We start from the raw sequence: 13143 nt of genomic DNA, 5'->3' as shown, positions 1-13143 counted from the left end.
CAACGAGATCGTTAACGAACGGCCGCTTCTGTGAGTGGCGCATTACAAGATCGCGATTCATGGCGCCACTGGCAGGCCTTCTTCAGTCGAGTCACGGCGAGGCCAGGGCAGAAAGCACCCGCTGTCGGAGCAGCTCGTACTCTTCGCGGCATCGGCGAGGCGCATCCGGTGGCCGCTGCTGTACGCGACCACCGACAACGACCTCGCCGGGTTGAAATTGATCGGACGTGAAGTCCACCTCGGTGCCGTCAGGCAGCCGATTCCAATAGTGGTTCCAGACCTTGGCCCCACCGACGTGGATCTCGGCAAGGATCAGGTCACCTCCGAGCAAGTCCTGCACTACCAGTGCCGTCGTCCCGCACTGGCCCCTTGCCGGGTTGTCAGGCCGCCACTGTTCACGGCTTACTGGATCGCAGGTGTCGGGCCCCCAGGCGGCCCGCAGTAACGGCCGCAGAAGTTCCACGTTCAGCATCCTGGGAGTGTCGCAGAAGGGTGCGACAATCTGCGGCGTGACCGATAGGCACGTACATGTAGTCGGCCGACGGGACTGCGGGTAACGATCACAGCCAACTTGGCGAAGGCCTTGGGGCGAAGCTGGTCTGGCAGCAGGTGGCCGAGGACATCGAAGCGGAGATCGCCTCAGGCCAGGTCGCGGCTGGTGCCAAGATGCCGACCGAACTGGGACTCGCGAGCCAGTACGGTGTTTCTCGCGTGACGGTCCGCCGCGCTATCAAAGACCTGGCCGAACAGGGCCTACATGGGCGCAGCCATGCCTGGCTTACCACAGGGTGTCTCCGGCCGGGTCCGCACCGTCTGCTGGGCCGCGCTCGCCCTGTTCCTCGCGGCGTTCTCGGTGTTCGAAAGCGTCAAGTACGGCCTGCCGACCAGCGCGGCCGCCCTGATGTTCTTCGCCCTGCCCAACCTGGCACGACTGGCCCGGGTACCCCCTTCCGGCGTGCTGCACCAGGCGGTGCACCGAGTGTGGATCCCGCTCGCGGTGCTGATCGGCTACACCTTCGGACCGATCGTGTGGCCGCCGCTGTTCACCGCCGGACTCGGCTGGCTCCGGTTTGTCGATGATGAACGGCGCCGACGCCCGCTCCCCTCTACGCTGGAGACTCGTGGACACGGAACGTGGACGAGCCCTGCGCCGCGAATACCCCGAGCTGGCCTCCGAACTGGCCCGCTTTCTGCACCGGCACGGCGACGACGACTTGGCCTCGCTGGTCTCCCACATCCGAGGCGCCGACGCCGACGGTCTGCGCGATCTGGTCGACGGGCTACGCCGGGACCGGCGGACCGACCCCTACCGCGGTCGCCGCGAATACGCACGCCGCCTGAGGGACGTGCTCGACCATGGCGAACGCGCCCTTGAAAACGGCCACGCGGATACCGTACGCGACCAGCTCCGCCGCGCCGTCGAACGCGTCACCGACGCCCTCACGAAGATGGACGACTCCTCGGGAATCGTCGGCGACGACCTGGCCGAGCTCATGACCCTGTACGCCCGTGCCTGCACGTCCGCTCCCCCACCCACCCAGCGCCTGGCCGCCTGGCTGGTCGGCATGCAGCTCGACGGCCCCGGCTGGCCCAAAGTCCGGCTTCGCGACTTCGCGGCACCACTCGGCCAGGCCGGGCTGGCCGAGTGCGCCCGCCTGGTCGAGGAGCGCCGTTCCGCCGCCGACCCCGGTTCGTGGACGGCCACCTGGGGCATCAGGGGCCTGCGTGAACAACTCGCCGAGCTCGCCGGCGACGTCGACTCCTACGTCGCCGTCCTGGCGGAGGACCTGCGGAGCACAGCCCAGTTCGTGACCATCGTGACGGTGCTCCGGACGAACGGGAGAGGCGATGAGGCCGAGCAGTGGGCCCGCCGCGGCCTGGCCGAATCGGCCCACCCCACCGACACCGAGAAGCTCCGCGATCTGCTGGTCGGCCTGCTGCTGGAGCGCGAGGCGGCCGACGAGGCACTGGCCGTGCGGCGATCCGCCTTCGAGCGCTTTCCCAGCCCGGACCTCTACCAGAAGCTACGCGAGACCGCCGAGCTCCTCGGAGTCTGGACCTCGTCCCTGCGCACCGAAGCGCTCGACTACGTCCGCGCCAAAGCACACGTCTCCCAGGTCGTCACCGTCCTCAGAGCCGAGGGCCTGGAGGAGGAGGCCTGGCAGGCCGCCATCGCCTCCCCCGGCCGGCTGCCCGCCTCCCAGCGGCTGAGCCTGATCGGCGAACGCGAGTTCGATCGTCCCGCCGAGGTGATCGAGCCGTATCGCGCTCTCATCGACGAGCTCCTCGCCGAAACCGGTAAAACCCGCTACAGCCAGGCGGTGGAGCTGCTGTTCCGGCTCCGCGCGGCCCATGAGCGGGCGCACGACGAAGCCGGGTTCACCACGTACGTGGAGGAGCTGCGCCTGCGCCACAAGCGCCGGACCACCTTGATCGCCAGACTCGCCGACCTATGACCTCCGCCGGGACTTACACCACGTAGCCGAGCGACTTCGCCGCCCTCCGGAACGCGTCCTCGTTCTCCGGGGACACGCACAGGTGGCGGTCACCGAGCAGGCGGCACAGCTTGCCCGCTTTGCGGTCGCCCGCGATGAGCGCCGCGATCGCCGCGTCATCGGCCTCGATCAGCCGCACGAGTCCCCGGTCCCGCACCTGGCGGGCCTTGCGCTCCACGTCTGCCAGTAGCGTGGCCACGGTGCCGGGCAACTCGTGCCGGCTCCGCTCGGCCAGGAACGCCCGGAGCCGCTCCAGATCCCTGCCTGCGTTCAGAGCCTCGCGCAGCGACCGTGCCGAAAGCGCCCAGACCCGGTCAGAGGTCTGCGTGGCGTAACCGTCCAGAGTCAGCCGATCGACCGGCGACAACGTGCCGGTGGCCACGACGTCGAAGTTCGGCAGCACCTTGAGCACCTGCTCGGCCGCGACCTTGGGCGGCTCGTAGCTCTCGCTGAGGCCGAGCACGAAAGCTCCCAAGGGGTTCAGCCGGATGGACCGCAGCCCGTCGTAACGGCTCAGCCGATCGATGGAATCGGATCCCCAGTTGTCGTAGTAGTCATCCCTCGCCCCGTCCGGCTCGACGTAGGCCACGTCGACCAGGCCGAGCGTCGCCGCGTACTCGAACACCACCGCGAGGGTGTAGCGGCCTTCCAGGATCCGCCAGTCACCGAAGCCCGCGTATCCCAGGCTGCCGTACTCCGGATCCACCAGATACAGCTTCCACAACGCCCGGTCAGAACGTGCGATCACCGGATCGAGCCCTCGCCCTCGCATCAACGCGAACAGGTCGTCGATCGCCACCCACTCGCCCGGCTCGCACAGCGCCAGTGCCGCGGCGACCTTCTGCCGGCGAGGTTTCACCGCGGTCAGCACGTTCTTACTCCGCTGACCTTTCACCTCTTCGACCCGGCTGAACTCGTCGATCAGCCCGCCGCTGATCCAACGCCGCCACAGCTGCCTGATCGTCTCCGCCGCCGGCTTGGCCATCGCCGTACGCCCCCGCGCGGTCAACTGCAGCTTTCCGCCAGCCAGCTCGGCCAGCCCTCCGGCCTGCAATAACAACGGCCATGCGAACGCCGCGATCGGTTCCTCAGCGTAGAAGTCACCTCCGGTCTGCACCGCGGCCACGGCGGCAACCGTCGCCGCACCTGGCCGTCGTGTCTTCTCGCTGCACCGCAGCTTTCCCGCCGCGCAGAGTTGGAGGACTGCCGCCAGGTTCGCCGCCGCCTCCGCGCTGGTCTCCCGGATCACCGTCGCATCGTCATCGTGAGCCACGATCTGACTGTAGAGGCGGGGCTCTTCCCCGGCCTGTGAGTGGGCCGAACTGGTCCGGCGGGAGCAGCACCTTCAACACCCGTATCTCCGACGACGTCGAGGCCGGCCTCAGATTCCTGACGGAGTTGGTTGGCGGCCGAAGGGCTGGGTCTTGACCGATCGCCTGATCTGAATAAACATTCGATGTATGTTAGCCATTCGCGCATGCATGGCGTCGCTCACGGTCGCGGCGGCGTCCTTCCTGTGGCCCGCCGCGCCGGCCGCGGCGGCTCCGGACATCCGCTTCTCGGTGCCGGGGCGGACGGGCGCCTGCGTGGATGCGCCCCTGCGGATCACCTTCCCGGCGCCCCCGGCCCTCGGCTCCTCAGGCGCGATCGAGGTGCGGCGCGCCGACGGCACGCCGGCCGACCGCATCGAGGCGGCGAGGGCCAAGGACGACAGGAAGAACATCGGCGGTGCCGTCTCCGACACTGGCCTGCCGCATGACTTCTCGTACGAATCGATCACGATCGACGGCCGCACCGCCAGTGTCCACCTGCACCGGCAGCTGGAGTACGGCCAGAGCTACTACGTCACCGTCGACCCCGGCGTCTTCACGGGGTTCGAGGGCGTTCAGGATCCGGGAAGCTGGCGCTTCACCACCCGGAAGCCACCCCATCCGAGTCGCCGCCTGACGGTTTCCGCGGCGGGGAAGGGCGACTTCTGCACCGTGCAGGGTGCCATCGACGCCGTCCCGCTCGGCAACGACCGGCCGGTGACCATCGACGTGCGGCCCGGCGTGTACACCGAGATCGTCTACGTCCGCGAGGACCGGCCGCACCTCACGGTGCGGGGCGCGGGCACGCGGCGGACCGTGATCCAGTACGCCAACAACGACCTCCGCAACGGCGACAAGGCGCTGAGCAACGGCGGGCCGGCGGACGTGTGCCCGCGCCGTGTGCTGGAGACCTCCGACCTCCACAACTGCTGGCGGGCCATGGTCGGGGTGGACGCGCCGGACTTCCGGATGAGCGACCTCACGCTGCACAACACGACGCCGGACGGCGGGTCGCAGGCGGAGGCGTTCCGTGGCAACAACGAGCGCATCGCGCTGGAGCGGGTGGACCTGCGCAGCCACCAGGACACGCTGCGGCTGCAGGGCAAAGGGTTCGTCACCGACAGCCGGATCAGCGGGGACACCGACTTCGTCTGGGGGACCGGGACGGTGTTCGTCCAGGACTCGGTGCTGGAGTCGACGGACGCCGGCTACATCTCGCAGAGCCGCAATGACGCCACCCGGCCGGGAGCGGTGTTCGTACGGACCCGGCTGACGCGGGCGCCCGGCGTGCCCGACGGGTCGGTGGTGCTGAGCCGGAGCGCGGTGTGGCGGTTCACGCACAGCCAGGCGGTGTTCATCGACACCGCGATGGACGCGCACATCGCGCCCGTGGGCTGGCAGATCGATCCGAACGACTGCGCGCAGGCGGCGTCGCTGTCGTTCTGGGAGTACCGCAGCACTGACCTGGGCGGTCGCGCGATCGACACCTCGGGGCGGTTGGCCTGTTCGCGCCGGCTCACGGCTGAGGAGGCGGAGCGGTGGAGTGAACCCTCGTTCGTGCTGGGCGGCTGGAATCCGGAAAAATGAGGGAAGAGGTGACGGAGTTGGAGATATCGGGCGGGTCGTCGAGCAGGCGGACCGTGCTGGGCGGGGTGCTGGGTGGCCTCGGGGCGGCGGTTGCGACCTTGTCGATGGCGGGGCCCGCTGCGGCCTCGGATCTCGCCGGGACGGCTGGGGCCGCGGCAGGCGCCGCGGCAGGAGGTGCCGGGACCGGGCTCGGCGGCAAGCGGGCGGCGCGGCCGGTCGCGCCGGTGAACCAGGAGGCTGCCGCGAAGCTCGGCCCCGAGTACAAGACACTCCCGGCGGCGGCCGCGGGCGTGGACATCGAGCCGCTGATCGGCATCACCTCGATCGCCGACATCGAGGCCAGGCGCACGGCCATGACCGGCTACATCTGGAAGGGCGCGGGCCGGCCGGCCTCGCTCCCCACCGTCGAGACCGGCGTGAGCGCGCCCGACTTCGCCTCACTGACCGGCGTACGCAGGATCGACCGCCTGAAGGTCCCCCTGCGCCACCAGGTCACCGCCACCGTCTACGACCTCGTGCCGCGCCGGGCCTGGAACCGGCGGCTGGCGCTCTACCACAACGGCCACGGCGAGCCGTTCGACACCATGCTCCGCACCGTGCAGGCGCTGCTGGACCGGGGCTACCGGGTGATGGCGTACGCGATGCCGTTCCACCACTGGAACCAGCAGCAGATCGCCGACCCGGCCGACCCCGCCGAACTGCTGCCGAACCCGTCGCACCGCGAGCTGCCGCCGTGGGAGACCGCGGAGTTCTCCGCGCTGACGTTCTTCCTCGAGCCGCTCACCGTCACGCTGAACTACGCGCAGGCCACGTACCGTCCCCTGTCGGTGGAGATGATCGGGCTGTCCGGCGGCGGCTGGACGACCACCGTGTACGCGGCCCTCGACCCGCGCGTCACCCGCAGCTACCCCGTGGCGGGGTCGCTGCCGTTCTTCCTGCGGCCGGCCGCGCCCAAGCCCCGGCCCACGATCGGCGACTGGGAGCAGACCGAGGCGGCGCTGCCCGGCTTCTACGCCGCGGCCTCCGACGACTTCCTCGACATGTACGTGATGGCGTCGATCGGCCCGGGGCGGGGGCAGTTACAGATACTCAACCGGTTCGACGAGTGCTGCTTCAACGGGGTCGGGCACCGCGCTTACCAGGCGCCGGTGCGCGACCGGGTGGCGCTGCTCGCGGAGGGGCGGCCGGAGCGGGGACGCTGGGACCTGCTGGAGGACGCCACCCACGACGACCACACCATCTCGCCGCACGCGTTGTCCGTCATCCTGTGGGATCTGGACACGTCGAATGGCGCCGCCTGAAATCACATGACCATTCATCAATGGGACGCGCATGGCTGACAGGTCTTTTTCCCATCGCCGCAGAGCGATCATCAATTCGGACGCGAAAAACGAGGCGGACGACCAATTCGCCCTCGTTCACGCGCTCCTTTCCCCGAGCCTGGACATTCGCGGTCTGGTGGCCGCGCATTTCGGGAACCGGCGGACCCGTACGAGCATGGAGGAGAGCCGGGCGGAAATCGACCTGCTGCTGCGGCTGATGAAGCTGGAGGGGCAGGTCCGGGTCGAGGACGGCGCGCCGTACGCGCTGCCCGACGCCGCCTCCCCCGTGCCGGCCGCCGGAGTGGAACTGATCATCTCGGAGGCCATGCGCGACGTGGCCGAGCCGCTCTCCGTGGCCTTCCTCGGCCCGCTCACCGACATGGCCTCGGCGTTGCTGCTGGAGCCGCGCATCGCGGAGCGGGACGTGACCGTGATCTGGATCGGCGGAGGCGGGTACGACGGGCGCGGCGGGACGCCGGGGCGGCCCGAGTTCAACCTGTCCAACGACATCGTCGCGGCCAACGTCGTGTTCTCCTCCGGGGTGCGGGTCTGGCAGATCCCGGCGCCGACGTACCGGATGATGGCCGTCGGCTACGCCGAGCTCGACGCCAAGGTCGCGCCGTGCGGCGAGATCGGCGACTACCTCGTACGCCAGCTCGTGGAGTGGAACGAGCGGCAGCACGGCGGCTCGATCGAGTTCCGCGTGCTGGGCGACTCCCCCGCCGTCGGGCTGCTGCTCCATCCCGACTGCGGCACCTGGGTGGAGCGGCCGGCGCCGAACTTCCGGTACGACGGCACCCACGACTTCTCCGGTGCGAACCGGCCCATCCGCACATACGACTCGATCGACGCGCGCTTCATCCACGAGGACTTCTTCGCGAAGCTGCACGCCTTCGCCGGCCCGGCTCATGGCGATCGTGGGAACTGACAGTCAGTTCGAGAGGGGCCGGTTCGGAGGTCGCCGGCTCAGCCAGGAGTCCGAGCGCATGCGGCTCCTGGTGCGGGTCGCCCGCCTCTACCACGAGCACGGCGTACGCCAGCCGCAGATCGCCGCCCAGCTGCGCATCTCGCAGCCCCGGGTGTCGCGGCTGCTCAAGGAGGCCGCGGAGATCGGCATCGTCCGCACCGTGGTCGTGGTGCCCAGCGGCGTGCACGCGCTGCTGGAGGAGGATCTCGAGCACAAGTACGGCGTGGAGCAGATCATCGTGGTCGACGCCGCGGGCGGCAACCACGACGTGGTGGCGGCGCTGGGCTCGGCGGGGGCGACGTACCTGGACGCCACCCTGATCGGCGGCGAGCACCTGGGCATCTCGTCGTGGAGCGCCAGCCTGCTGGCCACCGTCGAGGCGATGCAGCGCCGGCCGGTCGGCGTGGCCGAGGAGGTCGTCCAGCTCATCGGTGGCGTGGGCAAGGGATCCGCCCAGGTCCAGGCCACCCGGCTGGCCGCCCACCTGGCCGACCTCACCGGCGCCGAACCGGTCTTCCTGCCCGCCCCGGGCCTCGTCGGCTCCGCCGCCGCCCGCCAGGCGCTCTCGGACGACCACGTGGTACGCCAGGTCGTGGACGCGTGGTCGCGGCTGACCACGGTGCTGGTCGGCATCGGCAGCCTCGACCCGTCCCCGCTGCTGCGTGACAGCGGCAACGCCATCTCCGAGGAGGACCTGGAGACCCTGCGGGAGCTGGGCGCGGTGGGCGATGTGTGCCTGCGTTTCTTCGACGCCGACGGCCGGCTGGTCGACTCGCCGCTGGAGGAGCGCGTCCTCGGCATCCCGGCCGCCGGCCTGCTCCGGGTGCCGCGGCGGATCGCGATCGCGGGCGGGCGGAGGAAGACGGCGGCGATCCGGGCGGCGTTGCGGGGTGGGTGGGTGAACACCCTCGTCACGGACGTGGGCGTGGCCGAGGAACTCCTCAAGGACTGACCCTTTCCTCCGCCGCGGAGCGGGGTTTACCCGTGGATCTGTCTCGGCGAGAAAGTTCTCTTGACAGGCACAACTGTGTCGTTCACGATGTGATGAATCCATTCCATTCATGGCTGAATAAAAATTCTCACAGACGACAGCATGGTCCGGAGTCGTGCCGATCAATGGCACAGCCCTGCCTATTTACAGGCGGAAAGAGAGCGTTTCGCATGAGCGAGGCCCTTGGCTTCGATCGCCAGCAACCGGAATTCAGCCGCCGTGATTTCGTGCGCTCGGCGGCCATGGTCACGCCCACCGTGGCCTGGGGCGGAATGACGGCGGCCGGCACCTCCGGGGAGGCCGGGAGCAAGGACGTCCAGGCGGCCCCGGACAAGCGGATCCCCGCGTTCCCCGGAGCCGAGGGCGCCGGCATGTACGTCACCGGCGGCCGGGGCGGCGCCGTCTACGAGGTGACGACCCTCGACGACTCCGGCCCCGGCTCACTCCGGGAGGCCGTGGCGAAGTCGGACGGGACGATCGTCTTCCGGGTCTCGGGCAACATCCACCTCAAGGGCGGCCTCGACATCACCGGGTCCAACCTCACGATCGCCGGCCAGACCGCGCCCGGCCACGGCATCAGCGTCAACGGCAACGAGACGAAGATCGCCGGGAACAACATCATCGTCCGCTACCTGCGCTTCCGCGGCGGCGACGAGCTGGGCACCCCCATCGACACGTTCACCGCCCGCGGCGTGCGGGACGTCATCATCGACCACTGCTCGATCAGCTGGGGCGTGGACGAGTGCTTCTCGGTCTACGGCGTCACGAACGTGACCGTCCAGTGGTGCGTCATCGCCGAGGGCCTGACGAACTCGGTCCACCCCAAGGGCCGCCACGGCATGGGCGGCCTGTGGGGCGGCGACAACGTCACGTACCACCACAACCTGCTGATCCACCAGACCGCCCGCAACCCCCGCTTCAGCTTCACCGAGGGCATGGACATGGTGGTCGACCATCGCAACAACGTGATCTACAACTACGGGATCACGTCGTGCTACGGGGGCGAGTGGGCCAACGGCGTCAACATCATGGGCAACTACTACAAGCCCGGCCCCGACACTCTCAGCGAGATCGCTCCGGTCATCGTCGCGCCAGGACGGTTCGGCCAGTGGCACGTCAGCGGCAACCACATCGAGGGGCATCCCGACGTCACCAGGGACAACACGCGCGGCATCACGTACCCGGCGGGCGGGATCACGCTGCTGCCCAGGCCGGCGGAGCTGGAGCACGGCGTCGCGCAGCAGACACCGGCGCAGGCGTACGCGGCGGTGCTGGAGCAGGCCGGCGCCGTCCTCCCGCGCCGGGACCCGATCGACGCCCGGCTGATCAAGGAGGCGCGGACCGGCACCGGGCGGGCGATCAACTCGCAGCGGGACGTGGGAGGGTGGGTGCCCTTACCCTCCGGCCCCGCGCCGGCCGACAGCGATTACGACGGCATGCCGGACGAGTGGGAGCGGGCGCAGGGACTCGACCCTGAGAACGCGGACGACCGGAATGCCGTGGGCCCGGACGGCTACACCCATCTCGAGCGGTATCTCAACTCCATCCGGCGGGCCGGCAGCCGCAACCCCGAGGTCGCGATCATCCAGCCCAAGCCCGACCAGGTGATCAAGGGCGACCAGAGTGTGACGGTCCAGGCCGCCGCCAAAGCGCTCGACGGGGCGGGCATCGCCAAGGTCGAGTTCTTCCACGGGGACACGAAGATCGGCGAGGCGACGGCGGCGCCGTACCAGGTGACCTGGGCGGATGCCCGCGACGGGTCCCACTTCCTCACAGCGCGGGCCACCGACGGCACCGGATCGGCGACCACGTCCTCGATCGTGCCCGTCCACGTCAACCGGGGCACCGGCGGCGTCGCTCCGTGGCGGGCGCAGGACATCGGGAACGTGCCCATCCCCGGGCACACGGCGATCACCGGCGGGACGATCACGCTCAAGGGATCCGGGAAGATCATCGGGTGGAGGGACTCCTTCCACTTCGCCTACCAGGCCGCCGGGTTCGCCAAGCGCGGCGAGGTCATCGAGATCATCGCCCGAGTCGACGCGATCAGCCGGGCCCACGTGGACGCGGTCGCCGGGCTGATGGTGCGGCAGGATCTCGTGCCCAGCTCGCCGTTCATGCTGGCCGGGCTCGGCTGGGCCGAGGACGGCTTGCGCGGCAGGGCCACCAGAGCCGCCTCCGTGGGTGCGCAGGCCGCCTTCGGCATCTACCCCGGGACGTCGGACGACCCGCTGGCCGCGGACAAGCAGTACTGGCTGCGCCTGGTCTGCCGGAGCCTGCCGAGCGGCGGCGACACCGAGTTCGAGGCGTTCCTGTCGGCCGACGCGCAGGCGTGGACGCGTATCGGCTACGAGCGCATCGCGATGCGGACCGGCCGCTTCTACATCGGCCTGGCCGTGGACGGGAACCAGGAGGCGAACGCCGTCCACCACTACACCACGGCCACGTTCAGCCAGGTCAAGGTCAATCGTTAGACCGGAACGGAGCACGACGCATGACACAGCAACCCGTGACGAGGAGGAATCTGCTCGCCGGCGGAGGTCTTCTCCTCTTGGCGTCAGGCTGCGGCTTCTTCGACACCCGGCCCAGCACGGGCGGCGCCGCGCAGGCGGCGGACCTGTCGGCCAAGGAGGCGCCCGCGCTGGCCGAGCTGGTCAAGAGCGGCAAGCTGCCGCCGCTGGCGCAGCGTCTGCCGAAGAACCCGCTGGTCGTCACCCCGCTCCAGGGCCCCGGCAAGTACGGCGGCACCTGGGCCTCGGCCATGGTCGGCGAGGACGACCTCGACTGGCTGACCAACACCCTCGGCTACGAGCCGCTGGTCAGGCTGAAGCCCGGCACCAACGGCCAGAAGGGCCCGGACGACATCGTGGCCAACGTGGCCGAGTTCGAGGTCAAGGGCGGCGGCCGCGAGTACGTCTTCCGCCTGCGCGAGGGCCTGAAGTGGTCCGACGGCCGGCCGTGCACCGCCGACGACCTGATGTTCGCCTTCGAGGACGTCGCCACCTACCACGATCTGCACACGACCGGCATCTACGACCTCTACCTGGAGAACGGCAGCACCACGGAGCGGGTCAAGGTCGAGAAGCTCGACGAGCGGACCGTGCGCTACGTCTACAAGGAGCCGAAGGCCGGTTTCCTCTTCCAGATCGCGGTCGCGACGTTCGAGCGGCCGGGCCCGATCGGGTTCCTGCTGCCCAAGCACTACCTCAAGCAGTTCCACAAGAAGTACAACCCGGACGCGGACAAGCTGGCGAAGGAGCAGCAGCTGGAGGACTGGGTGCAGCTGTTCATGCTCAAGCAGGACCCGTGGCACAACGCCGACCAGCCCACGCTGCACGCCTGGAAGGTGACCAACGCGATCGGCAGCGGCACGGCGCTGGTGGCCGAGCGCAACCCGTACTACTGGAAGGTGGACCAGCAGGGCCGGCAGCTCCCGTACTTCGACCGGTTCCGGGCGGAGATCCTCGGGGACGTCGAGGTCGAGCTGCTGAAGATCATGAACGGCGAGATCGGCCTGCAGCTGCGGAACTTCAACACGCCGGAGAACAAGCCGCTGGTCGCCCAGAACGCGGCCAAGGGCAAGTACCGGCTGTTCGACGTGCCGAGCCGGCTCAGCAACACGATGATCATCCAGTTCAACCAGACGCACACGGACGAGAAGCTGCGCGAGCTGTTCCGCAAGAAGGACTTCAGGATCGGGCTGTCGTACGCGATCAACCGCAAGGAGATCATCGACGGCGTGTACGCCGGCCAGGGCGAGCCGTGGCAGGCCGCGCCCTCCAAGCGCAACGCGGTCTACGACGAGGCGTTCGCCAAGCAGTACACCGAGTTCGACGCCGCCAAGGCGAACGAGCACCTGGACAAGGCCGGGCTGACCGAGAAGGACGGCGACGGCATGCGCCTCGGCCCCGGCGGCAAGCCCCTGGTGATCACCATCATGGCCAGCACCGAGTTCCCGCACCACGTGCAGGCGCTGGAGTTCGTGAAGAAGGCCTGGGAGGCGGTCGGGGTCGGGCTGCGGGTGGACCCGGTGGCGGGGACGCTGTTCACCGAACGCTCGATGGCGAACCAGCCCCAGGCCTCGACCTACACCTGCAGCGACTTCGACCTCATCACCGGCACCGGCGGCGACCACTACTACGTGCCGAGCAACTCCGGCAGCGCCCGCTACGCCATCCGCTGGGCGCAGTGGTACGGCAGCCAGCGCAAGAGCGGCGACGAGCCGCCCGAGGAGGTCCGCGAGCAGCTCGACCTGTTCACCAGGATGCGGACCGAGCCCGACTTCGCCAAGGCCCTCGGCTACGCCAAGCAGGTCGTGGAGATCTCGAAGGAGCAGTTCTACGCCATCGGGATCAGCTCGCACCCTGACGAGTACGGCGTCGTCTCCAACAGCTTCAAGAACGTGCCCGACTCCATGGCCGGCGCCCCCACCAACCCGGGGCCGACGCAGCCCGAGCAGTACTCCCTGTAG

The 13143-nt window shown here is 69.4% G+C and carries 10 protein-coding genes; 8 read left to right on the top strand and 2 right to left on the bottom strand.

Features of this window, described 5'->3' with window-relative positions:
- Positions 1–91: 91 nt before the first annotated feature.
- Positions 92–472 carry a hypothetical protein gene (locus tag ACIBX3_RS15100; protein WP_397117059.1) on the bottom strand — a complete coding sequence of 127 codons (381 nt, stop codon included), beginning with the start codon at positions 470–472 and terminating at the stop codon, positions 92–94.
- Positions 473–609: 137 nt separating this feature from the next.
- Between ACIBX3_RS15100 and ACIBX3_RS15095 the strand changes: the two genes are divergently transcribed.
- Positions 610–1080 carry a winged helix-turn-helix domain-containing protein gene (locus ACIBX3_RS15095; protein ID WP_397117058.1) on the top strand — a complete coding sequence of 157 codons (471 nt, stop codon included), beginning with the start codon at positions 610–612 and terminating at the stop codon, positions 1078–1080.
- Between the two features lie 41 nt (positions 1081–1121).
- Entirely contained in the window at positions 1122–2456 is a 1335-nt protein-coding gene (locus ACIBX3_RS15090; protein ID WP_397117057.1) for a hypothetical protein, read from the top strand.
- Positions 2457–2469: 13 nt separating this feature from the next.
- On the opposite strand, the gene ACIBX3_RS15085 is transcribed toward ACIBX3_RS15090, so the two are convergent.
- A complete protein-coding gene (locus tag ACIBX3_RS15085; RefSeq protein ID WP_397117056.1) occupies positions 2470–3768 on the bottom strand; it encodes a helicase-associated domain-containing protein in 1299 nt (432 codons plus the stop codon).
- Positions 3769–3976: 208 nt separating this feature from the next.
- On the opposite strand from ACIBX3_RS15085, the gene ACIBX3_RS15080 reads away from it, so the two are divergent.
- From ACIBX3_RS15080 to ACIBX3_RS15055, 6 genes are all read left to right on the top strand, one after another.
- Positions 3977–5392: a pectinesterase family protein gene (locus ACIBX3_RS15080; protein WP_397117055.1), complete on the top strand. Its 1416-nt coding sequence runs from the start codon at positions 3977–3979 to the stop codon at positions 5390–5392.
- 8 nt (positions 5393–5400) lie between these two features.
- Positions 5401–6693, top strand: coding sequence for a hypothetical protein (locus ACIBX3_RS15075; RefSeq protein WP_397117054.1), 1293 nt, complete (start codon positions 5401–5403; stop codon positions 6691–6693).
- Between the two features lie 31 nt (positions 6694–6724).
- Complete coding sequence (locus ACIBX3_RS15070; protein WP_397117053.1) at positions 6725–7642, top strand: nucleoside hydrolase; 918 nt, start codon at positions 6725–6727, stop codon at positions 7640–7642.
- Positions 7632–8633, top strand: a complete 1002-nt coding sequence (locus ACIBX3_RS15065) for a sugar-binding transcriptional regulator (protein WP_397117052.1) — start codon at positions 7632–7634, stop codon at positions 8631–8633. Before ACIBX3_RS15070 ends, ACIBX3_RS15065 begins: the two co-directional genes overlap by 11 nt.
- A 209-nt stretch (positions 8634–8842) precedes the next feature.
- Complete coding sequence (locus ACIBX3_RS15060; protein WP_397117051.1) at positions 8843–11146, top strand: Ig-like domain-containing protein; 2304 nt, start codon at positions 8843–8845, stop codon at positions 11144–11146.
- 20 nt (positions 11147–11166) lie between these two features.
- Positions 11167–13143: an ABC transporter substrate-binding protein gene (locus tag ACIBX3_RS15055; protein WP_397117050.1), complete on the top strand. Its 1977-nt coding sequence runs from the start codon at positions 11167–11169 to the stop codon at positions 13141–13143.

The sequence above is a fragment of the Nonomuraea sp. NPDC049480 genome (assembly GCF_044465905.1).
Taxonomy (GTDB): Bacteria; Actinomycetota; Actinomycetes; order Streptosporangiales; family Streptosporangiaceae; genus Nonomuraea.
The sequence above is the reverse complement of the archived record's forward strand: the minus strand, read 5'-3'. Positions and strand labels throughout refer to the sequence as shown.